This is a genomic window from Franconibacter helveticus LMG 23732 (genome assembly GCF_000463115.2).
In the GTDB taxonomy this organism is placed as follows: domain Bacteria; phylum Pseudomonadota; class Gammaproteobacteria; order Enterobacterales; family Enterobacteriaceae; genus Franconibacter; species Franconibacter helveticus.
The window spans coordinates 48,570-71,194 of the sequence record NZ_AWFX01000045.1 but is presented as its reverse complement, the minus strand read 5'-3'; the positions used below and the strand labels follow the sequence as shown (position 1 = coordinate 71,194).

The window sequence follows — 22,625 nt, the reverse complement described above, 5'->3', positions numbered from 1 at the left end:
CCGTTACGGCTGCCCTTATCTCAGGGCAGCCGGTAATGCATCAGCACATATTCTCCCTGTTCGCTCTCTCCCCGCGCCTGCGGTTGCCAGCCGTGCCGTTCGTAAAAGGCCAGCGCCCGGTTGTTTTTCGCCAGGCACTTCAGCGCCCCCGTGCCGCTGAACTGTTGTTCCACGTGTTTGAGTAGCGCGCCGCCGACGCCGCGCCCCTGGGCCTGCGGGTCGACAAACAGGCAATGGAGAAAATTGTCGCTCTCCAGCACCGAGGCGAAACCGACGCGGCGGCCTTTATCCACCGCGACCCAAATTTTTTCGCCCAGCGTTTCGCTATCGAAATCCTCAAGCCGCCAGCGCTCGCCATCCAGCCAGCGCCAGCTTTCACGCCGCGCGTGCAGATACAGCGTGCGTAAAAAAGGTCTGTCGCTCTCCTGCCAGGCTCTGATCTCCACATCCGCTCCTTTTTCTTAAGTTACGCCTAATGAAATTAATTTTTTGTATACCTTCATAGAAAGTTATAGCGCGGCGGGGTATTTTACGCCCTTTCGAACGAAGGGGTGGGATGATGTACGAGTTCAATCTGGTGCTGTTGCTGCTTCAGCAGATGTGCGTCTTTCTGGTCATCGCCTGGCTGATGAGCAAAACCCGCCTCTTTATTCCGCTAATGCAGGTGACGGTGCGCCCGCCGCACAAGCTGCTCTGCTACGTCACCTTTTCCATTTTCTGCATTATGGGCACCTATTTCGGCCTGCATATTCAGGACTCCATCGCCAACACCCGCGCCATCGGCGCCGTGATGGGCGGGCTGCTCGGCGGTCCGCTGGTGGGCGGGCTGGTGGGGTTGACCGGCGGTCTGCACCGCTATTCGCTCGGCGGCATGACGGCGCTGAGCTGCATGGTCTCTACCATTGTCGAAGGGCTGCTTGGCGGACTGGTGCACAGCGTGCTGGCGCGGCGCGGGCGCAGCGACAAAGTTTTCAGGCCGCTGACCGCAGGCGCCATTACTTTCGTGGCGGAGCTGGTGCAGATGGGCATTATTTTGCTGATAGCCCGGCCGTTCGACGATGCGCTGGCGTTAGTCAAGAACATCGCCGCGCCGATGATGGTCACCAATACCGTCGGCGCCGCGCTCTTTATGCGCATTTTGCTCGACAAGCGCGCCATGTTTGAAAAATACACCACCGCGTTTTCCGCCACTGCCCTGAAAGTCGCCGCCTCGACGGAGGGGATCCTGCGCCAGGGCTTTAACGTCGAGAACAGCATGAAGGTGGCGCAGGTGCTTTATAAGGAGCTGGATATCGGCGCGGTGGCGATCACCGACCGGGAAAAGCTGCTGGCGTTTACCGGCATCGGCGACGATCACCATCTGCCCGGCAACCCTATTTCGTCCCGCTGGACGCAGCGCGCGCTGGAGACGGGCGAAGTCGTCTACGCCGACGGCAACGAAGTGCCGTACCGCTGTTCGCTGCACCCTAACTGTAAGCTGGGTTCGACGCTGGTTATTCCGCTGCGCGGCGAGAACCGCCGGGTTATCGGCACCATCAAGCTTTATGAAGCGAAAAACCGTCTTTTTAGTTCCATAAATCGCACGCTGGGCGAGGGCATTGCGCAGCTGCTTTCCGCGCAAATCCTGGCGGGCCAGTATGAGCGCCAGAACGCGCTGCTGGCGCAGTCGGAAATTAAGCTGCTGCACGCCCAGGTCAACCCGCATTTTCTGTTTAACGCGCTCAACACGCTGATGGCGGTGATCCGCCGCGACAGCAACCAGGCATGCCAGCTGGTGCAGTACCTGTCGACCTTCTTTCGTAAAAACCTTAAGCGCCCGGCGGAAATTGTTACCCTGGCGGATGAGATAGAACATGTGAACGCTTACCTGCAAATTGAGCAGGCGCGTTTTCAGTCTCATTTACGGGTGCAAATAAACCTGCCGCAAGAACATACGCATGTCAGGCTGCCGGCTTTTACGCTGCAACCGATTGTGGAAAATGCCATCAAGCACGGCACTTCACAGCTACTGGGCCCGGGCGAGATTATGCTTAACGCCCGCTGCGAAGGGGGCCATTTGCTGGTGGAAATAGAAGATAACGCGGGGCTTTATCAGCCAACGCCCGGGCAAAACGGCCTTGGCATGAGCCTTGTGGATAAGCGCCTTCGCGCCCGCTTCGGCGACGAGTGCGGTATTTCGGTTAACTATAAAACCGACTGTTTTACCCGTATTACCCTACGCTTACCTCTGGAGGAGACAGCATGATTAAAGTGCTGATCGTGGATGATGAACCGCTGGCGCGCGAGAACCTGCGCGTGCTGTTGCAGGACGAGAGCGATATTGAAATCGTCGGCGAGTGCGCTAACGCGGTGGAAGCTATCGGCGCCGTGCATCGCCTGCGCCCCGACGTGCTCTTTCTGGATATCCAGATGCCGCGCATTTCCGGGCTGGAGATGGCAGGCATGCTTGACCCGGAGCAGCGCCCCTGGATAGTGTTTCTCACCGCTTTTGATGAATACGCGGTGCAGGCGTTTGAAGAGCACGCCTTTGACTACCTCCTGAAGCCCATTGAACATGCGCGGCTTTCCCGCACGCTGAACCGCTTGCGCAGCGAGCGCACCACGCAGGATGTTTCGGTGCTTAATCCAGGGGAAGAGGGGCTTAAATATATTCCCTGCACCGGCCACAGCCGCATTTACCTGCTGCAAATGGAAGAAGTGGCGTTTGTGACCAGCCGCATGAGCGGCGTTTTCGTCACCAGCAGTGAAGGGCAGGAGGGGTTTACCGAACTCACGCTGCGCACGCTGGAAAGCCGCACGCCGCTGCTGCGCTGCCATCGTCAGTATCTGGTGAATATGTCGCACCTGAAAGAGATTCGTCTTGAAGAGAATGGCCAGGCGGAGCTGCTGCTGCGCCATGGGCAAACGGTGCCGGTAAGCCGTCGTTACCTGAAAAAGCTAAAAGAGACGCTGGGACTGAAAACCGCTTAGGGTATTTCCTTCATGCGGCTATACTGCCGCCCCCGCAAGTCGAAACGGTGAGATAAGCCCGCAATGATAAATAATGATGTATTACGTAGCGTGCGCTACATGCTGAAACTCAGCAATAACGACATGGTCGCGATCCTGGCGCTGGCGGACAGCCCGGTGCCGGTAGAGCAAATGGTCGCTTATACCAAAAAAGAGGAAGAGGAAGGTTTTCAGCGTTGCCCGGATGTGGTGCTGAACGCTTTTCTCAACGGGCTTATCTACTCGCGACGCGGCAAAGATGAAAGCAAGCCTGCGCTGCGCGCCGAGCGTAAAACGAATAACAATATTATCCTCAAGAAGTTACGCGTGGCGTTCGCACTGAAAACCGATGACATTGTGGCTATCATGCTGGAGCAAAAACTCCGCATCTCCCTGCCGGAAGTGACGGCGATGATGCGGGCGCCCGATCATAAAAACTACCGCGAATGCGGCGACCAGTTTCTGCGTAACTTCTTGCGTGGGTTAGCGGCGAGGCTGCGCCCGGCGTAAGCATAAAAAAGCCGCTGTTAAGCGGCTTTTTGCTGTGGCGTCAGAGCGCGCCCAGTCGCGTAGGCTCGCTTTGCGCTGGCGGCTCAGGCTTCAGACGGGACGGATCCAGCTGGCAAACCATGCCGGCGACAATGCCAATCAGCGACTCTTTGGGAAACGCGCTCCACTGGCCGACGGCGTCCTGCCGGGACGAGGCGATGGCATCACCCTGCGCATAAGGCTTTGAGAAATAGATGCGATCAAACAGCGTGCGCTCCTGCGTATCGCAGTTAATGACGCTATTGGCGCGCGAGCTGGTAATGATAAGCGGCGGATCCTGGTGGATAACGGTCTGCTTGCTGTAATTATTAATAATATAGAAGCGACGCAGACGGGAGTTGCCCTGCCAGGTAGAAACGGCGCGCAGATCGGCGTAAGTGCCCCCCTCGTCATCAAGCAGCAGCTTAATAACGCCGTGCGGCGGATCGCCTGCCGCTACCGCTTGCGGTTCGCTGGTTCCCGCCGACGGCGATTTGCCTGCCCCTGCGCAAGCCGTGAGCAACGCGACAGCGCCGCAGAGTAAAAGGGGTTTGATCATTTTTTGCCTCCTGCTAAATCCGGGCGCAACGGCAGTAAAATTTCATCGGTCACGCTACCCTGCAACGTACACAGCAGCAGGGTTTTATCTTTGTTCACGCTTAAGATAGCCAGCTTTTCCACGCTGCCTTCGGCAGGCGCTATGCCGCTCACCGCTGTGTTGTTAACCTGCCATTTACTGTCGCCGGGGCGTTTAATCATGGCGTTGGTAATATACCCGTCGCCTGTAGATTGCCAGTTCACCTCTGGCAGCGCAGCCATCACCGCCTGCGGCGATTCCTTAATCACCCATCCCCAGTAAAAATAGTTGCCCAACTTATCCAGGTTGTTTTGCTGGAGATAAAAGCCTGAAAGCGTCAGTTGCTGCATATGAACCGGCTGGGCGAACCAGACTATCCCGGCATCATTTTTGGGCGGGGCAAACCAGGCGTGACGCTGGTTATCTTTTACCAGCGGGGCGGTGTGAGTGAATTTTGCCTGTTGAGCATAAAGCTCGCTGAAAAACTGACTGTCGCAGCGCAGCAAACTTTCGGTAAGCGGTTTCGCCACAGCGGCGCCGGCGGCGCTCAGCATCACCAGCGCAACGGGAACAAGCGCGCGTTTCATAAAGCATCCTTACTGTGAATTGTTTGAATAAGTATCGGCACCGTAAAGCAGGGCTTTAATTTATAAAGAAATGACGCGCGCGATAAGCCGTCAGAAATGGGGGGGAAAAAGATAAGGCGGAGCGCCAGGCGACGCTTACAGAAAGCGCCGCCTGAGAAGGGGGACAAAAGCGAAAAGGCAGCCTGAAGGGATTAGTGGTGATAAAAAATATCGCCGTTCATCGCCTTAAGAATTTTGCCTTCTGCGTCGGTTATCAGCACATAGTTGCCGCCCATATAAGTCCAGTGGCTGCCGGCTTCAGGCGCAGGCAGGTTGCGAAGCTGCCATTTTTTGATGTTGTACTCTTCTGTGCGGTACATATCCGGCACGATGTCGCCAATAACGAATTTGCGCGAGTCGGAATGGAACTCCTTCACTTCGTAGGCATCCAGCCCTTTCGGCGCCGCAGGCTGCGCGGCAAAGACAGTTCCCGCTACGGTAAGCAGCGCGCCCAGAAGCATCATTTTTGTTTTGTTCATGTATTCTCCACGTTGTACAGGGCTTGTCACACGGTTCGCCAGATTATCTTTCCCTGCCAGGCCAACGCCTTGCAAGGTTTTGTGTGTATAGAAATATGACATACATAAGTGAAGAGAATATTTATCATGTCCGACGCGCTACCGGCGGGGGGTTCGCTGCGTTTTGAGAGTTATCCTGGCTTGTTAGTGAACTTCCCCCTGCGCCTTTACTTCCGCATGCTTCACGAATATCCTCCTTCACCACGGCCAAAAGCCGGAACACTTATTGCTGTACATGACTCGGGGTGCCCTTCTTTGTGAAGGCTGAGAAATACCCGTATTACCTGATCTGGATAATGCCAGCGTAGGGAAGTCAGATGCCTGCCCGGTATCCCTTCTTTTAAGCCTGGCAGGAGAGAGTGATGCAACCTGACCTGCTGTCCGGCCCGCAAGCGGCCGCTGTGTTAACCCAACTTCGTACCCGTTCCCCCCTCGTTCATTGCCTGACCAATGATGTGGTGCAAACCTTTACCGCTAACGTATTGCTGGCGCTTAACGCGTCGCCCGCCATGGTCATAGAGCCGGATGAAGCCGCCCAGTTCGCGAGGCTTGCCGACGCTTTGCTGATCAACATCGGCACGCTTACCCGCGAACGGGCAACAGCGATGCAGGCCGCGATTGAGAGCGCAAACCACGCCGGCAAACCCTGGACGCTCGACCCGGTCGCTGTCGGCGCGCTGGATTTTCGCACCGGCTTTGCTCAGGACGTGCTGGCGCAGCGTCCGGCGGCGATACGCGCTAACGCTTCGGAAATCCTTGCACTGGCCGGGCTGAGCGAGGGCGGGCGAGGGGTCGACAGCACCGCCAGCGCCGAGGCGGCGTTGCATGCCGCCCAAACGCTCGCCGGGCGCAGCGGCGCCATCGTCGCCGTAACCGGCGAGGCGGACTATATTACTGACGGCGAACGCACGCTGGCGGTGCGCGGCGGCGATGCGTTGATGACGCGGGTTGTCGGCACCGGCTGCGCGCTTTCCGCCGTCGTCGCCGCCTGCGCGTCGCTTCCCGGAAACCGGCTTGAGAATGTGGCGGCGGGGTGCTGGATAATGAAGCGCGCAGGCAGCCTTGCGCTGGAGCGAAGCGCCGGGCCCGGCTCTTTCACGCCCGCTTTCCTCGACGCCCTTTACCAGCTCAACGGGGAGGGCCGCGCATGAAACGCATCAACGCTTTGACTATCGCAGGTACCGATCCGAGCGGCGGCGCGGGTATCCAGGCCGATCTCAAAACCTTTTCCGCCCTCGGCGCTTACGGCTGCTCGGTCATCACGGCGCTGGTGGCGCAAAACACCCGCGGCGTGCAGTCCGTTTATCGTATCGAACCGGCGTTTGTGGCGGCGCAACTGGATTCAGTCTTCAGCGATGTGCGTATCGACACCACAAAGATCGGCATGCTGGCGCAAAGCGACATCGTGGAGGCGGTGGCAGAGCGGCTGGCGCGCTACCAGGTGAAAAACGTGGTGCTGGATACCGTCATGCTGGCGAAAAGCGGCGATCCGCTGCTTTCAGCCGGGGCGGTCGCCACCCTTCGCCAGCGCCTGCTGCCGCAGGTGTCGATAATCACGCCGAATTTGCCGGAGGCGGCAGCGCTGCTTGGCGCCGCGCATGCGCGAAACGAACAGGAGATGCATCAGCAGGGCGAAGCATTGCTGGCGCTCGGCTGCGAGGCGGTATTAATGAAGGGCGGGCATCTGGAAGATAAAGAAAGCCCGGACTGGCTGTTCACCCGCGCAGGCGCGCGGCGGTTCACCGCGCCGCGCATTGTAACGAAAAACACGCACGGCACCGGCTGCACCCTCTCCAGCGCCTTAGCGGCGCTGCGTCCGCGCTATGCAAACTGGGAAGAGACCGTAGCGGCGGCGAAAATATGGCTGTCGCAGGCGCTTGCGCAGGCGGATACGCTGGAAGTAGGCGAAGGCATCGGGCCGGTCCATCATTTTCATGCCTGGTGGTGAAGCGAGCCAGCAGAATGAACTGAAAAACTTCTTTCGTATGGCAATTCTTGCTGTTCAGTATCATGATGATTGCTGCCCATGAACGCGTGGGCGGGAATCATCATGCCGACGGGTATGGAGCCCGTCGCAATTACGGGAGAAAGTTATGACAGATATTGCGCAGTTGCTTGGCAAAGATGCCGAAAGCCTGTTACAGCATCGTTGTATGACTATTCCGGCAGAGCAGCTCTACCTGCCCGGCGAAGATTATGTCGACCGCGTTATGATCGACAATAATCGTCCGCCAGCGGTGTTGCGTAACATGCAGACGCTTTACAACACCGGGCGGCTGGCAGGCACCGGCTACCTTTCCATTTTACCGGTCGATCAGGGGGTGGAGCACTCGGCGGGCGCGTCGTTTGCGGCAAACCCTCGCTACTTCGACCCGAAAAACATCGTTGAACTGGCTATTGAGGCGGGCTGCAACTGTGTCGCTTCCACCTACGGCGTGCTGGCTTCGGTTTCGCGTCGCTACGCCCACCGCATTCCTTTCCTGGTGAAGCTTAACCACAATGAAACCCTGAGCTATCCCACCCAGTATGACCAGACGCTTTATGCAAGCGTAGAGCAGGCGTTTAATATGGGCGCGGTCGCTGTCGGGGCGACCATTTACTTCGGCTCCGAAGAGTCGCGCCGCCAGATTGAAGAGATTTCCGCCGCTTTCGAGCGCGCGCACGAGCTTGGCATGGTGACGGTGCTGTGGGCCTATCTGCGTAACGCGTCTTTTAAAAAGGATGGTGTGGATTATCACGCAAGCGCCGACCTCACCGGCCAGGCCAACCATCTTGCCGCCACTATCGGGGCGGATATCGTTAAACAGAAAATGGCGGAAAACAACGGCGGCTACAACGCGGTGAAATTCGGCTATACCGACGAGCGCGTCTACAGCAAGCTGACCACCGATAACCCGATCGATCTGGTGCGTTATCAACTGGCGAACTGCTATATGGGCCGGGCGGGGTTGATCAACTCCGGCGGCGCGTCAGGCGGCGAAACTGACCTTGAAGAGGCGGTGCGCACGGCGGTTATCAACAAACGCGCGGGCGGCATGGGGCTTATCCTCGGTCGCAAAGCGTTTAAGAAAACCATGGCCGACGGCGTGAAGCTGATTAACGCGGTGCAAGATGTTTATCTGGACGCCAAAGTGACGATTGCCTGATTCACGGTAACGTCTGAGGAAAACGCGCCTGCGGGCGCGTTTTTTTATGTCTGGGGAACGGCGGGCTTCTCTTGCTATCCCTTTTCCCCAAAGGAGGGGGCTTTTGTCGGGCGGGCAGACAAAGCGTTACCCGCCACAGCGATTATTTCAGCAGTTCGCAGTCGGGCGGCAGGCGGCAGCTTAGCGCGCCGGGCTGCACCTCAATGCGAAAATGCTGGCCGCTCAGCGGCTCGCCGTCGAGGTTAAAGGTAATGTCGTGCGGCGCGGTTATCTCAAACCAGGCTGATTTGCCGTCGATAATATTCGGGCTCTCTTCCGGGCGGGTTAAGGTGGTAAACAGCGCAGGCAGCAACTCTTCGCCAGTAAAAATACGCAGGTGCAGCAGACCGTCGTTAATCAGCGCCTGTGGACAAAGCTGCTGGCCGCCGCCCGCCTGGCGACCGTTACCGATGCCGATAACCAGCGCGTCGCCCTGCCACTGAAAGTTTTCGCCGCGAATTTCGCAGCTGTCGGGCTTAAGCGTATCCATGCGCATCAGGCCATGAATTAAATAAGAGACGCCGCCCAGCGCCGCTTTCAGTTTCTCCGGCGTTTCCGTGGTAATGCGCGTGCCGAAGCCGCCGGTCGCCATGTTGATAAAAAAGGCGTCGTCGTTTACCTGCACAATATCTATCGGCGTAGCTTTGCCGATAATCGCCAGCTGCAACGCTTTGTCCAGTTCAACGGGAATACCGGTGCTGGTGGCGAAATCATTCGCTGTTCCCAGCGGCAGAATGCCCAGCGCCGGGCGCTTTTCCGTTGGCAGTTTCGCCAGCGCCGTGGCGATTTCGTTAATCGTGCCGTCGCCGCCCCCGGCAATCACCGTATCGACCCCAAGCTTCGTCGCTTCGGCAACAAAGCGGATGGCGTCGCCTTTTTCCCAGGTTACGCGAATGTGCAGCGTAAAGCCCTCTTCACGGAGCATTTCAACGGCGCTGCGCAGCAGCTCGTTATCGGCGCTCTTGCCGTTAAGAATAATGAGTGAAACCGGATAGTTTTCCATTGCGACCTCTGAAAGCCCACTGAAAAGAGTCTACCGCAGAGTTTATCGCAGCCAGTCAGAAGAGGCTGAAAAGCGGCAGAAAAAAATAAGCCTGCGTAAGGGAGATTACGCAGGCGAAGGAGGTGGTTCCTGGTACTGCTGGCATTTATCGGTTATGTTTTTCAGCGCGGGAGATAATAACCGGATCAATCGTAACCGTATGTGATCCGATTCTAAAATCATTCACGCCGAAAAAATAACTAAGATTAATTATTTACCGTGCGGATTACGCGTGGTCTGTCCAGTGAGGTTGCGCATAAGCAACGCATATTCCAGCGACATATCCTGCGGAACAGGCAGCCAGACGGTATAACCATCTCCGGGCGCCACGTCCATTTTTTCTCCTTTCGCGTTTTCCATGTGCTCAAGCGTGAAGCTCACGTTGCCCTGCGGCGTCATTAGCTCCAGGCTATCGCCCAGCGAAAACTTATTTTTCACCGCCACGGCGGCAAGGTCGCCTTTGCGCTCGCCGGTAAACTCGCCGACAAATTGCTGGCGGTCGGAAACCGAGTAGCCGTACTCATAGTTCTGGTAATCATCATGCGTGTGGCGGCGCAAAAAACCTTCGGTATAGCCGCGGTGCGCCAGGCCTTCGAGCGTCTCCAGCAGGCCTGGGTCGAACGGTTTGCCGGCAGCGGCGTCATCAATAGCGCGGCGATAAACCTGCGCGGTGCGGGCGCAATAGTAGAACGATTTAGTGCGACCTTCGATTTTCAGCGAGTGGACGCCCATTCTGGTAAGGCGCTCAACGTGCTGAATAGCGCGCAGGTCTTTGGAATTCATGATGTAAGTGCCGTGCTCGTCCTCAAAGGCGGTCATGTACTCGCCCGGGCGCATCGCCTCTTCCAGCATAAAGACTTTATCCGTCGGCGCGCCGACGCCGAGCGTGGGTTCAACGGTCTGCACCGGAATGGGCTCATGGATGTGCACAATATTGCCGATGTCGTCCTCTTTGCCTTCCTGCACTTTATATTCCCAGCGGCAGGCGTTGGTGCAGGTGCCCTGGTTTGGATCGCGCTTATTGATATAACCCGAAAGCAGGCAGCGGCCGGAGTAGGCCATGCAGAGCGCGCCGTGCACAAAAATTTCCAGCTCCATTTCCGGCACCTGCTCGCGGATCTCGGCAATCTCTTCCAGCGAAAGCTCGCGGGAGAGGATAACGCGGGTGAGTCCCATCTGTTTCCAGAACTTCACCGTCGCCCAGTTAACGGCGTTCGCCTGCACCGAGAGGTGAATATCCATCTGCGGAAAGTGCTCGCGCACCAGCATAATCAGCCCCGGGTCGGACATAATCAGCGCGTCCGGCCCCATATCCACCACCGGTTGCAGGTCGCGGATAAAGGTTTTCAGCTTGGCGTTGTGCGGGGCGATATTCACCACCACGTAGAATTTTTTGCCGAGCGCGTGCGCCTCGTTAATGCCGAGCTGTAAATTCTCATGGTTGAATTCGTTATTACGCACGCGCAGGGAATAGCGCGGCTGGCCCGCATAAACGGCGTCGGCGCCGTACGCGAAAGCGTAACGCATATTCTTGAGGGTGCCCGCGGGCGAAAGGAGTTCTGGTTTAAACATGGCGTTCTCGTTCTGATGACAGGTCAGACCCGCCTGGAATCAGGCGGACGGAGGTACATTTACCCCCACGTTAAGGGCGGGAATTGTAGCGCCAGGCAGTGCGGCGTGCAAACGGCGCTTCGGTTAGCCAGGGTGGTATCGATTATGCTTCTGTGAGTCTATGGCGGAGCGGTTGATATTACGTTCGCGATGCGCTGGCTCACTATGCAAGTGCTACTCCTGCGAACGTGCCAGGGGGCTTCGCCGCCAGCCCCCTGGCGACCCCGGCTCCCGGCACGCAAAATCGCCCGCTGAAGCGGGAAACCTCATCTTTTCCCCGCTGGCTTCGGGTCGGGCATGACGGCACATCCCTGTGCCGACATGCCCTCGCACCGGGTCCAGCCGGTGCGACCCGGCCACCGTGAAAAAGCTGAGGCGATTTTGAGGCCGGATAATGTCCCCGCTTCAATGGGCGATAATGATCGGGCCGAAGCTTTCGCTGAAAGGAAGGAACAACCCGCCTTTCTGAGAGCTGGAGCAGATAGCGCTTCACCCCATCCGACAGGCATCCGCCTCCCACCGGTAACCCACTCCATATACGGCGCGAATAAACGACTGTTCGGCGTCCAGCGCTTCCAGCTTGCGGCGCAGGTTTTTAATATGGCTGTCGATGGTGCGGTCCGTGACCACGCGATAATCGTCATACAGATGGTTTAACAACTGCTCGCGGGAGAAAACCTTGCCCGGCTCGCTGGAGAGCGTTTTCAGCAGGCGAAACTCCGCCGGCGTTAAGTCCAGCGCTTTATCGCGCCAGCTTGCCTGGAAACGGCTTTCGTCGACAAGCAGCGGGCTTTGCGCGTCCAGCGCCTGCAAATCACGCTGCGGACGGCAGCGGCGCAGGATAGTTTTCACGCGGGCCACCACCTCGCGGGGGCTATACGGTTTGCAGATATAATCATCCGCGCCGATTTCAAGCCCAAGCAGACGGTCAATCTCTTCAATTTTTGCCGTCACCATAACAATCGGCACTTCAGAAAAACGGCGGATCTCACGGCACAGCGTCAGGCCGTCGGTGCCGGGCAGCATCAGGTCAAGCAGGATAAGATCCGGCGGCGTCTGGCGCACCCAGGGCAGCACTTTGTCGCCGTGGTTGATGAGCGTCGGGGCGTAGCTGGCGGCGCGTAAATAGTCGATAAGCAACTGTCCAAGCTTCGGCTCATCTTCCACAATCAGGATACGCGGCGCGTTGTCATCAATAGGTATTTCGGTCATACGTTTCTCGTCAGGTCAGAATCGAGCGGTAAAGCCACTGTAATGCTTACCCCGCCCGAAGGCGAATGCGCGGCGTAGATCTTCCCGCCGTGCGCTTCAACGATATTGGTGCAAATGGCGAGGCCAAGGCCGGAGCCGCCGCTGGCGCGGTTGCGAGATCCTTCGGCGCGGTAGAAGCGCTCAAACAGCAGCCCAAGCTGTTCATCGCTGACGCCCGGCGCGCTGTCGGCGAAGGTCAGCCGCAGCTGTTTTTGTTCTGTTTCGCCCTGAATCAACAGCTGTCCGCCCGCATCGGTATAACGCAGGCTGTTTTCCAGCAGGTTATTAAAGAGTTGCATCAGGCGGTCGCGGTCGCCGAAGACCTGCGCGCTGTCCGGCAGGGAGAGCGCCATCGAAAGCCCGCGCGCGGCGAAACGTTCACGAAAGGCGCCTGCGGCCATCTCCAGCAGGTTCACCACGTCCACCGGCGCTTTCTGGTAGGCCAGCGCCCCTTCATCGGAGAGCGAAAGCTGATGCAGATCGTCAACCAGTTTGGTAAGCGTGCCCACTTCCGCCTGGAGCGAGGCGACCGACTCCGGCGTAAACTGCCGCACCCCGTCCTGTATCGCTTCGAGTTCGCCGCGCAGCACCGCAAGCGGCGTGCGCAACTCGTGTGAAATGTCCGCCATAAAGGCGCGGCGCATAGTCTGGTTTTTCTCCAGCGTGCTGGCAAGCTGGTTGAAATCGTTCGCCAGCTTGCCAAGCTCATCCTGGCTTGTGGAAGCGACGCGGGTGGTAAAATCGCCCGCCGCCAGCTTATGGGTGCCTTCCACCAGCTTTTTGACCGGCGCAAGCAGCCCACGCGCCAGCGGAAACGTGGCGAGCGCCGTGAGAAGCGTTGCGAGCGCGACAATCAGCCAGCTGGTGCGCCGCTGCTGTTTATCAAAATTAATGTCGGTGCTGCGGGTCAGCCGTTCGACCGGCGAAGCGATAACCCAGCCCACCGTGCTGCCGTTAACCTGGATGGCGTGGCGCGCGCCGTCCGGCGGCACCGGGGCGCGCGGGCCGACCAGCACCTTGTAGTCCTGATCGACCACCCAGAACTGCGTGCGCCAGCCGTGAGGCGGCAGGTCTGGCCGCGGGCCGTTCGGCGGCGGGCCATCTTCATGATCGTTCTCGCGCTCAAATGAACGCAGGATCTGGAAAACAAAGCGATCGTTATGGCGCAGAAAAAGCCAGTTGCCGTGCAAAATATACTGGTCGGCGAGCGCGTCGCTGAGCATCGACATCCGCTGTTCGTTGCCGCGCTTAATATAATCGATAAAGCCGCGCTCAAAGCTCAGGCGCACCGCCCAGTGCATGGTAATAAGCAGCAAAATGCAGGTGGCGAAGATCGCTAAAAAAAGCTTGCCGGTAATACCCGGCCGCCAGAGTTTCATTTACTTATGGCTCCTTTTACGCCGTGCGATAACGACGTTTTTCATCGTGTCCTTCGGCACGCGGGCGAACACCAGCGCGGGCAGGGCGATAATCACCGCCATGCACATATAGGTATAAAGAAAGACCTGGTGGGCAATGCCGCTGTCCGCCGCCAGCTGGTTATGGCCGAAGGCGCCAAGGAGGATCCCGGCGACCGAGACGCCAATACTCATGGAGAGCTGCATCACCATCGACAGCAGGCTGTTGCCGCCGCTCGCCAGCTCGTCCGGCAGATCGCGCAGCGTCAGGGTGTTCATTGAGGAGAAACGCACCGAGTTGATTACTCCCTGGAAGAACAGCACCACCGGCAGCAGATAATACCAGCCCATCAGCCCCACCCACATAAACAGCAGGCTGATAAGCGCAAGCCCAAGCGTTGAGGCCACCAGCGTTTTGCGGTAGCCAAAGCGGTTCACCACCTGCACCACAATGCGCTTCATCCCCATGCTGCCAAGCACCATCGGGATCATCATCAGCCCGGCGTAAAAGGGCGAAAAGCCAAGGCCGATTTGCAGGAAAATCGGCGTCATAAAGGGCAGCATGCCGCTGCCGATGCGTCCGCACAGGCTGCCGAACAGCCCCAGCGAAAAGGTTCGGGTGTCGAAAAGCCGCAGGTTAAAGAGCGCTGATTCATTGCCGCGCGCATGCCACAGGTAAAAGAGAAGGGCGGCGGCGCCCGCAGAGATAAGCAGGCTCAGCGACAGGGGCGAAATGCCGAGCCCTTTTTGCCCGTCCAGCGCCAGCGTCAGCGCCGCCATTCCCACGGCCAGCAGTAAAAAGCCGGAAAAATCAAAGCGCCGGGTCTGCATGGTGTAATTGGGCATCAGCCATAAGGTGGCGATAGCGCCCACAACGCCCACCGGCAGGTTGATTAAAAAAATCCAGTGCCACGAGGCATATTCCACCAGCACGCCGCCGAGCGCCGGGCCGAGCAGCGGCCCGACCTGGCCTGGCAGGGTAACGAAAGTCATCGCCGCCATGTATTGCTCGCGCGGCACAATTTTCATCACCGTCAGCCTGCCCACCGGCACCATCATCGCCCCGCCTATCCCTTGCACCACCCGCGCCGCCACCAGACCATTAAGCGAGTTAGCCTGGGCGCAAAACAGCGAGCCGAGCGTAAAAATGACAATGGCGCAAAAGAAGATATTGCGCACCCCTACCCGGTCCGCCAGCCAACCGCTGGCGGGCAGCGTGACCGCCACCGTCAACACATAGGCGACTATCACCATGTGCATATGAAGCGGGCTCTCCCCCAGGCTTTGCGCCATGGAGGGGAGGGCGGTATTGACGATAGTGGTGTCGAGCGACTGCATAAAGAAGCCGAAAGCGACAATCCACAGTTGCCAGCGCACGCTGTTGGGCAGGTCTGTCATAGGCTTACTCACTTATCGATAATGGTTCATCCTGTTTTGGCTTACGCGCAAAGCGCAGCCGTAAGCGGTCAAAGAAAAGATATACCACCGGCGTGGTGTAGAGCGTCAGTAGCTGGCTCATGACCAGGCCGCCGACGATAGTGATGCCGAGCGGCTGGCGCAGTTCCGAGCCGTCGCCGCCGGAGAGCACCAGCGGGAGCGCGCCGAACAGCGCCGCAAGCGTGGTCATCATGATGGGGCGAAAACGCAGCAGGCTCGCCTGGAAAATGGCCTCCTGCGGCGTCAGGTTGCCGTTGCGCTGCGCCTCGATGGCGAAATCCACCATCATGATGGCGTTCTTCTTCACTATGCCAATCAATAGCATAATACCGATGAGCGCGATCAGGCTAAACGGCGCGCCGAACCACTCCAGCGCCAGCAGCGCCCCCACGCCCGCCGAGGGCAGGGTGGAAAGGATCGTCAGCGGATGCACATAGCTCTCATAGAGTATGCCCAGCACGATATACACCGTGGCGATGGCGGCGAGGATCAGGATCACCTGCGAATTCATCGTCTCCTGGAAGACCTGCGCGGTGCCGGCGAAGCTGCCGCGCACTGTTGAGGGCACGCCAAGAGAAACCATGGCGCGCTCAATCGCCTCGCTTGCCTGCGACAGCGACACGCCGGTCGGCAGGTTAAAGGCGATGGTGGACGAGGCCGACAAGCCCTGGTGGTTTACGGAGAGCGGCGCATTGGCTGGCTGCCACTTCGCGAAATAAGAGAGCGGGATAGGTTTGCCTTCGCTGTTCACCACAAACATCTGATTCAGCGCGCTGATATCCTGGGTGTAGCGCGGGTCGACCTCCATCACCACTTTGTACTGGTTCAGCGCCTCATAGATAGTGGAGATTTGCCGCTGGCCGAAGGCGTTATTCAGCAGGTTGTTGGCGTCCTGCACGCTAATGCCAAGCCGCGACATCGTTTCGCGATCGTAAATCAGGTTCATCTCCGCGCCGTTGTCCTGCTGATCGGAGTTCACGTCGGCAAGCTCCGGGAGCTTCGCGAAGGCGGCGCGGATCTTCGGCTCCCATTCCCGCAGCGCGGCGAGGTCGTCGGAAAGCAGCGTGTACTGATAGCTGGCGTTAGCCTGACGCCCGCCGACGCGGATATCCTGCACCGCCATCAGAAACAGGCTGGCGCCCGGCTCTTTAGCGAGTTTTTTACGCAGCCGGTCAATAACCTGCTGGGCGCTTTCGTTGCGCTCATCGCGCGGCTTAAGCGTAATAAACATCATGCCGCTGTTCACCCGCGAGCCGCCGGTAAAGCCGGTGACGTTATCCACCGCCGGGTCGTCGCGAATAATCTTCATGAAGTTTTGCAGCTTGCCGCGCATCGCCTGGAAAGAGATGCTTTGATCCGCCTGGATGCCGCCCATCAGCTGGCCGGTATCCTGTTCCGGGAAGAAGGTTTTCGGAATGGCGATATAAAGCCAGACGTTAAGGGCGATGGTGGCGATGAAAATCACGCCCACCAGCCGCGCATGGTTAAGCACCCATTTCAGCGAGCGCGCATACCTTTCCTGGAGCGCGACAAGCAGCCGGCCTACGCCGCGCTTGCGGGCGGGGCGGTGCGGCTTTTCGCTTTTCAGCAGCCAGCCGCACATCATTGGGGTAAGCGTAAGCGAAACCACCATAGAAATGCCTATCGCTACCGAAAGCGTCACGGCGAACTCGCGGAACAGCCTGCCAGGCAGGCCGCCCATCAGCAGCAGCGGCAGGAACACCGCCACCAGCGACAGGCTCATGGAAAGCACCGTAAAGCCGACTTCCCGCACCCCCTGCAACGCCGCCTGCAACGGTTTCATCCCCGCTTCCAGGTGACGGGCAATGTTTTCCAGCACCACGATGGCGTCATCCACCACAAAGCCGGTCGCGATAGTCAGCGCCATCAGCGAAAGGTTATTCAGGCTGAATCCGCACAGGTACATTGCCGCGCAGGTGCCAATCAGCGAGACCGGCACCGCTACCGCCGGAATAAAAGTGGCGCGCCCGTCGCGCAGGAACAAAAAGACCACCAGAATAACCAGCGCAACAGAGATAGCCAGCGTCTGCTCCACCTCTGCGAGCGAGGCGCGGATAGTCGGCGAGCGGTCCTGGGCTATCTGCAAATCAATAGCCGCGGGAATGGTGTTGCGAAGCTCCGGTACTTTTGCGCGGATGCGGTCGACTGTCTGGATGATATTGGCTTCGGGAAGCTTGCGGATCATCAGCAGAATGGCGGGTTTGGCGTTGGTCATGCCCGCGTTGCGCACATCCTGCACCGAGTCGGTGATGGTCGCCACGTCGCTTAAACGCACCGCCGCGCCATTGTTGTAATGCACAATCACGGGCTGATACTCAGCGGCGGTTTTCAGCTCGTCGTTGGTCTGCAACTGCCAGCGGCGGCTGGCGTCTTCCACTGCACCCTGCGGGCGACGCACGTTGCTGTCGCTGATGGCGCTTCGCACCGCATCCAGCGAGACGCCCTGATTAAACAGCGCCTGCGGGTTAAGCGCCACCCGCACGGCAGGCAGCGAACTGCCGCCCACGTCCACATCGCCCACGCCGTCAATCTGCGCGATGGTCTGCGCAAGCTGCGTTGAAGCGTAATCATAAAGCTCGCCCTGGGAGTAGGTGTCCGAGGTCAGCGTCAGGATCATGATCGGCGCGTCGGAGGGGTTGGCCTTGCGATAGGTGGGACGCGAGGGCATGCCGCTTGGCAGCAGGCTCTGCGCGGCGTTGATGGCCGCCTGCACGTCCCGCGCCGCGCCGTTGATGTCGCGGTCGAAGTTGAACTCCAGGATAATGCGCGTGCTGCCAAGCGAGCTTGACGAGGTCATTTCGTTAACGCCCGCGATGCGCCCGAGCGCCCGCTCAAGCGGCGTCGCCACCGATGACGCCATGGTTTCCGGCGACGCCCCCGGGAGCGAAGCGCTGACCATGATCACCGGAAAGTCGACCTGCGGCAGCGGGGCGACCGGCAGCAGGCGAAACCCCAGCACGCCGCAAAGCGTCAGGGCGACGGTCAGCAAAATCGTCGCCACCGGACGGTAAATAAAGAGGGCGTAAAACTTCACTTACGCCTCCTCTTCACGCTTCGGGAAGCGGCTGCGGGCGTAGTGCGAAAGTCTGTCGAACAGCAGATAAATCACAGGCGTGGTAAAGAGCGTCAGCACCTGGCTTACCAGCAGACCGCCCACCATGCCGATGCCGAGCGGGAGCCTGAGTTCCGCGCCCACGCCGCTGCTGAGCATCAGCGGCAGCGCGCCCAGCAGCGCCGCAAGCGTGGTCATGAGAATGGGCCGAAAGCGCAGCAGGCAGGCCTGGTAAATGGCTTCATAAGGCGACATTCCCTGCTCGCGCTCCGCCGCCAGCGCGAAGTCGATCATCATGATGGCGTTTTTCTTCACGATGCCAATAAGCAAAATGATGCCGATAATGGCGATAACATCCAGCTCGCTGCCAGCCAGCAACAGCGCCAGCAGCGCGCCGACGCCTGCGGTAGGCAGCGTAGAGAGAATGGTTATCGGGTGGATAAAGCTCTCATAAAGCACGCCAAGCACGATGTACATCGCCACAACCGAGGCGACAATCAGCCAGATGGTGCTGCCGAGCGCGGCCTGGAATGCGAGCGTGCTGCCCTGGAAAGAGGTGGTGATATCCGTCGGGAAGGCGAGCGCCTGTTCCGCCTCGGTCACCGCCTGCACCGCATCGCCCAGCGAGTAATCTTCCGGCACGTTGAAGGAAATGGTCGTGGAAGGGAACTGGTCCAGATGGTTTATCGACAGCGGCCCGAAGCGCTGTTCCACTTTCGCAATGCTGCTGAGCGGCACCGCGCCGCCTTCGCTGCTGGCGAGGCGCACGTTGTCCAGCGCGGCAAGGCCCGGCGTGGCGTCAGCATTATGCTCCAGCACCACGCGATACTGGTTCGCCTGGGTGTAAATAGTGGAGATCAGACGCTGGCCGAAAGCGTTATACAGCGCGTTGTCAACATCCGCCATGCTGATGCCAAGGCGGCTGGCGCTGGCGCGATCCACATTCACATACGCCACCAGACCCTGGTCCTGCCAGTCGCTGCTGACGTCCGCCAGTTCCGGGCGCGTGCGCAGTTCGTCCATCAGCTTCGGCACCCAGGTGCTGAGCGCCTCAAGCGAGGTGGCCTGCAACGTGAACTGATACTGGGTGCGGCTCACCTGGGTGTCGATAGTCAAATCCTGAATGGGTTGCAGATAAAGCTGCACGCCCGGCACTTTCGCCACTTCCTGTTGCAGACGATCGATAACCGTTTGCACCCGGTCGTCGCGTTCATCCAGCGCTTTGAGGTTAATTTGCAGGCGAGCGCTGTTAAGCGAAGGGTTGGTGCCGTCCACGCCCACAAACGACGTGAGGCTTTCCACCGCCGGATCGTTAAGGATGACGTCCGCCACCTGCCGCTGGCGTTGCGCCATGCTGGAGAACGACGCGGACTGCGGCGCCTGCAACGTGCCCTGGATAATGCCGTTATCCTGAACCGGGAAAAAGCCTTTCGGGATAAACACCCACAGCAAAACAGTGAGCGCCAGCGTGCCGAACGCCACGCCAAGCGTCAGCCACGGGTGGCTTAATACTCGCTTGAGCAGACGCCCATAGCCTGCGATAACGCGGTCGAAAAAGCGCTCGGAAGCCCGTGAAAAGCGGTTTTGCTTGCGCAGCGATTCGTGGCTCAACATACGCGCGCACATCATCGGCGTGAGCGTCAGCGAGACCACGGCGGAAATCAAAATCGCGACCGCCAGCGTCACGGCGAACTCGCGGAACAGACGCCCTACGATATCGCCCATAAACAGCAGTGGGATCAGCACCGCAATCAGCGAAAAGGTCAGCGAAATAATGGTGAAGCCGATTTCCCCCGCGCCTTTCAGCGCCGCGGCCAGCGGCTTCTCGCCCTTTTCGATATAACGCGAGATGTTCTCAATCACCACGATGGCGTCATCCACCACAAAGCCGGTGGCGATGGTCAGCGCCATCAGCGTCAGGTTGTTGATGGAGAAATCCAGAAAAACCATTACGGCAAAGGTGCCTACCAGCGAGAGCGGCACGGCGACAGCGGGAATAATGGTCGCCGGCACGTTGCGCAGGAAGAGATAGATAATCATCACCACCAGCGCGATAGCGAGCATCAGCTCATGCTGAGTATCGTCTACCGAGGCGCGGATATTGGTGGTGCGGTCGGTCAGCAGCTCCACTTTCACCGACTTCGGCAGGCTTTGCGTCAGGGTCGGCAGCATCTTACGAATGGTGTCGGCGGTGGTAATGATGTTCGCGCCCGGCTGGCGCTGCACGTTCATCACTATTGCCTGCTGCTTATTAGCCCAGGCGCCAAGCCAGCTGTTTTCCGCGCCTTGCTCGACCGTCGCTACATCGCCAAGGCGGATCGCCGCGCCGTTCTGGTAAGCGATGATAAGGTTGCGGTACTCCGCGGCGGAGGTCATTTGATCGTTGGCGGAGAGCGTGACCGCACGGGTCGGCCCGTCCATGCTGCCCTTTGCCGAGTTTACGTTGGCGTTGCTGATGGCGGTGCGTACGGTTTCGCTGGTCAGCCCTAACGAGGCCAGCGCCGGGGCGTTAAGCTTTACCCGCACGGCCGGGCGCTGGCCGCCCGACAGCGTTACCAGCCCTACGCCAGCTACCTGGGAGATTTTCTGCGCCACGCGCGTTTCGACCATATCTTCCACCTGCGTCATCGGCAGGGCGGAGGAGGTCACGGCGAGCGTCATAACAGGCGGGTCCGCCGGGTTGACTTTGCTGTAAACCGGCGGGTTCGGCAAATCGTTCGGCAGCAGGTTAGTGGCGGCGTTAATCGCAGCCTGCACCTCCTGTTCGGCCACATCCAGCGGCAGCGTTAGCTGAAACTGCAATGTGACGACCGACGCGCCGCCGGAGCTTTGCGAAGCCATCTGCTTTAAGCCCGACATCTGGCCGAACTGGCGCTCAAGCGGCGCGGTAATGGCGGATGTCACAACGTCCGGGCTGGCGCCCGGGTAGAGCGTCACCACCTGGATGGTCGGGTAGTCCACTTCCGGCAACGCCGAAACGGGCAAGAAGCGATAGCCGATGATCCCCGCAAGCAGGATAGCCACCATCAAAAGCGTGGTGGCGACAGGCCGCATAATAAACAGGCGCGACGGGCCGCCTGTGGACCCTGGAGGCAATACCTGCATCAGGAAGCCGCTCCCGGACGCGCGCCTTCGCCGCGTTGGCTTGCGCGATCGCCTGTGGCTGGCGCGTTTTTCCGCTCGCCGCTGGCCTGCGTCTCAGGCTGCACCACTTCCACTTTCGCGCCTTCCGTCAGGCGGTCAATGCCGTCGGTGACCACGCGGTCGCCTGCGGATAAGCCTGCGGTAATCACCACTTTTTCGCTGTCCTGAATACCCGTGGTGACGGTGTGCTTGCTGACCTGGTTTTTATCGTTCAGCACCCAGACAAAGTTGCCTTCGTTACCCATCTGCAACGCGGCGGTGGGGATAACCACGGCGTTCTCTTCTTTCGCCACCAGCATGCGGGCATTAACAAACTGGTTGGGGAAGAGCGCGTCATCCTGGTTTTCAAAGCGCGCTTTTAGCTTGATGGTGCCGGTGGTGGCGTCTATCTGGTTATCAAAGCTCAGCAGCGCGCCAGTGCTCAGTTTCTGCTTATTGGTGCGATCCCAGGCTTCCACGGTTAAGCGCTGTCCCGCTTTCTGCGCCTGCACGACGGTGGCGATTTCGCTCTCCGGCAGGGTAAAAACGAGGTCAATAGGGTGCGTTTGCGTCAGCACCACGATGCCGGTGGTGTCGCCGCTTGAGATCTGGTTGCCGATATCCACCTGCTTTAAACCAACGCGGCCGTCAATGGGCGCGGTAATGCGGCTCCAGTCGAGCTGCAACTGCGCGCTGGCGACGGCCGCTTCGTCGGCCTTGATGGTGCCTGCGGTTTCGCTCACCAGCGCCTGCTGGGCGTCCAGCTCCTGGCGGGAAACCAGGTTGGTTTTAGAAAGCTGCTGATAGCGGGCAAGGTCGCGGCGGGCGTTAGCGAGCGTGGCTTTATCGCGGGCGAGCTGGCCCTGCGCCTGCGCCAGCGCCACTTTAAACTGGCTCGGGTCGATTTCTGCGAGCAGATCGCCCGCTTTGACCTGCTGCCCTTCCTGGAAATGAATCGCCATTAGCTGGCCGTCGACGCGGCTGCGCACTGTGACGGTATTGGCGGCGGTAATGGTGCCAAGGCCGGTGAGATAGCGCGGCACGGTCTGGCTGGTGGCGGCGGCAGCCTGTACTGGCGCCAGAGCGGCGCCGCGCATGCCTTTACGGCCGCCAGACGCCGGGCGCTGCTGCGCAGAGGCCTGCGACTGCGCAGGCGCGCTGTTATTCGCATGGCGCCAGTACAGCACGGCGGCAATAACCACGACCGCAACCCCTGCGGCCAGCCACCAGCGGGAACTCTTTTTGCCTTTCATAAGTTAAACGTCTTCT

At 59.2% G+C, this 22,625-nt stretch carries 18 protein-coding genes and 1 riboswitch; of the genes, 6 read left to right on the top strand and 12 right to left on the bottom strand.

What is annotated here, in order from left to right:
* Positions 1–20 precede the first annotated feature (20 nt).
* Entirely contained in the window at positions 21–446 is a 426-nt protein-coding gene (locus tag DW56_RS12825) for a GNAT family N-acetyltransferase (protein WP_024552473.1), read from the bottom strand.
* A gap of 113 nt (positions 447–559) precedes the next feature.
* On the opposite strand from DW56_RS12825, the gene DW56_RS12820 reads away from it, so the two are divergent.
* The 3 genes from DW56_RS12820 (at position 560) to DW56_RS12810 (ending at position 3,498) form a co-directional block, all read left to right on the top strand.
* On the top strand, positions 560–2,245 hold the full coding sequence (locus DW56_RS12820) for a sensor histidine kinase (RefSeq protein WP_024552472.1): 1,686 nt from the start codon (positions 560–562) through the stop codon (positions 2,243–2,245).
* Entirely contained in the window at positions 2,242–2,970 is a 729-nt protein-coding gene (gene btsR, locus DW56_RS12815) for a two-component system response regulator BtsR (protein WP_024552471.1), read from the top strand. Before DW56_RS12820 ends, btsR begins: the two co-directional genes overlap by 4 nt.
* 63 nt (positions 2,971–3,033) lie before the next feature.
* Positions 3,034–3,498, top strand: a complete 465-nt coding sequence (locus DW56_RS12810) for a YehS family protein (RefSeq protein ID WP_024552470.1) — start codon at positions 3,034–3,036, stop codon at positions 3,496–3,498.
* A 40-nt stretch (positions 3,499–3,538) separates the two neighbouring features.
* Here the strand turns inward: DW56_RS12810 and DW56_RS12805 are convergent, their stop codons facing one another.
* The 3 genes from DW56_RS12805 to DW56_RS12795 form a co-directional block, all read right to left on the bottom strand.
* The gene (locus tag DW56_RS12805; RefSeq protein WP_024552469.1) at positions 3,539–4,075 is read right to left on the bottom strand and encodes a surface-adhesin E family protein; all 537 of its coding nucleotides are present in this window, start codon (positions 4,073–4,075) and stop codon (positions 3,539–3,541) included.
* A complete protein-coding gene (locus DW56_RS12800) occupies positions 4,072–4,680 on the bottom strand; it encodes a hypothetical protein (RefSeq protein WP_029589827.1) in 609 nt (202 codons plus the stop codon). The genes DW56_RS12805 and DW56_RS12800 overlap by 4 nt, the downstream gene beginning before the upstream one ends.
* A 191-nt stretch (positions 4,681–4,871) precedes the next feature.
* Positions 4,872–5,198 (bottom strand): RcnB family protein, encoded by a 327-nt coding sequence (locus tag DW56_RS12795; RefSeq protein ID WP_024552467.1) that lies wholly within the window; start codon positions 5,196–5,198, stop codon positions 4,872–4,874.
* 270 nt (positions 5,199–5,468) lie between these two features.
* Positions 5,469–5,565: riboswitch (TPP riboswitch) on the top strand.
* Between the two features lie 34 nt (positions 5,566–5,599).
* On the opposite strand from DW56_RS12795, the gene thiM reads away from it, so the two are divergent.
* From thiM to fbaB, 3 genes are all read left to right on the top strand, one after another.
* Entirely contained in the window at positions 5,600–6,388 is a 789-nt protein-coding gene (gene thiM, locus DW56_RS12790) for a hydroxyethylthiazole kinase (protein WP_024552466.1), read from the top strand.
* On the top strand, positions 6,385–7,185 hold the full coding sequence (gene thiD, locus DW56_RS12785) for a bifunctional hydroxymethylpyrimidine kinase/phosphomethylpyrimidine kinase (RefSeq protein WP_024552465.1): 801 nt from the start codon (positions 6,385–6,387) through the stop codon (positions 7,183–7,185). The genes thiM and thiD overlap by 4 nt, the downstream gene beginning before the upstream one ends.
* A gap of 145 nt (positions 7,186–7,330) precedes the next feature.
* Positions 7,331–8,383: a class I fructose-bisphosphate aldolase gene (gene fbaB / locus DW56_RS12780; RefSeq protein WP_024552464.1), complete on the top strand. Its 1,053-nt coding sequence runs from the start codon at positions 7,331–7,333 to the stop codon at positions 8,381–8,383.
* A 142-nt stretch (positions 8,384–8,525) separates the two neighbouring features.
* Here the strand turns inward: fbaB and yegS are convergent, their stop codons facing one another.
* The 8 genes from yegS to DW56_RS12740 all read right to left on the bottom strand — a co-directional run bounded on the left by yegS (position 8,526) and on the right by DW56_RS12740 (position 22,609).
* Positions 8,526–9,425 (bottom strand): lipid kinase YegS, encoded by a 900-nt coding sequence (yegS, locus tag DW56_RS12775; RefSeq protein WP_024552463.1) that lies wholly within the window; start codon positions 9,423–9,425, stop codon positions 8,526–8,528.
* Between the two features lie 249 nt (positions 9,426–9,674).
* A complete protein-coding gene (trhP, locus tag DW56_RS12770) occupies positions 9,675–11,036 on the bottom strand; it encodes a prephenate-dependent tRNA uridine(34) hydroxylase TrhP (RefSeq protein ID WP_024552462.1) in 1,362 nt (453 codons plus the stop codon).
* A 528-nt stretch (positions 11,037–11,564) separates the two neighbouring features.
* Positions 11,565–12,287 (bottom strand): envelope stress response regulator BaeR, encoded by a 723-nt coding sequence (baeR, locus tag DW56_RS12765; protein WP_024553724.1) that lies wholly within the window; start codon positions 12,285–12,287, stop codon positions 11,565–11,567.
* Positions 12,284–13,705, bottom strand: a complete 1,422-nt coding sequence (gene baeS / locus DW56_RS12760; RefSeq protein ID WP_024553725.1) for an envelope stress sensor histidine kinase BaeS — start codon at positions 13,703–13,705, stop codon at positions 12,284–12,286. The genes baeR and baeS overlap by 4 nt, the downstream gene beginning before the upstream one ends.
* Positions 13,706–15,121, bottom strand: a complete 1,416-nt coding sequence (mdtD, locus tag DW56_RS12755; protein ID WP_024561940.1) for an MFS transporter — start codon at positions 15,119–15,121, stop codon at positions 13,706–13,708.
* A 4-nt stretch (positions 15,122–15,125) separates the two neighbouring features.
* A complete protein-coding gene (mdtC, locus tag DW56_RS12750) occupies positions 15,126–18,215 on the bottom strand; it encodes a multidrug efflux RND transporter permease subunit MdtC (protein ID WP_024561939.1) in 3,090 nt (1,029 codons plus the stop codon).
* On the bottom strand, positions 18,216–21,338 hold the full coding sequence (locus DW56_RS12745) for an MdtB/MuxB family multidrug efflux RND transporter permease subunit (RefSeq protein WP_024561938.1): 3,123 nt from the start codon (positions 21,336–21,338) through the stop codon (positions 18,216–18,218). It abuts the gene before it with no gap.
* The gene (locus tag DW56_RS12740) at positions 21,338–22,609 is read right to left on the bottom strand and encodes an MdtA/MuxA family multidrug efflux RND transporter periplasmic adaptor subunit (protein WP_024554084.1); all 1,272 of its coding nucleotides are present in this window, start codon (positions 22,607–22,609) and stop codon (positions 21,338–21,340) included. The genes DW56_RS12745 and DW56_RS12740 overlap by 1 nt, the downstream gene beginning before the upstream one ends.
* Positions 22,610–22,625: the final 16 nt, after the last annotated feature.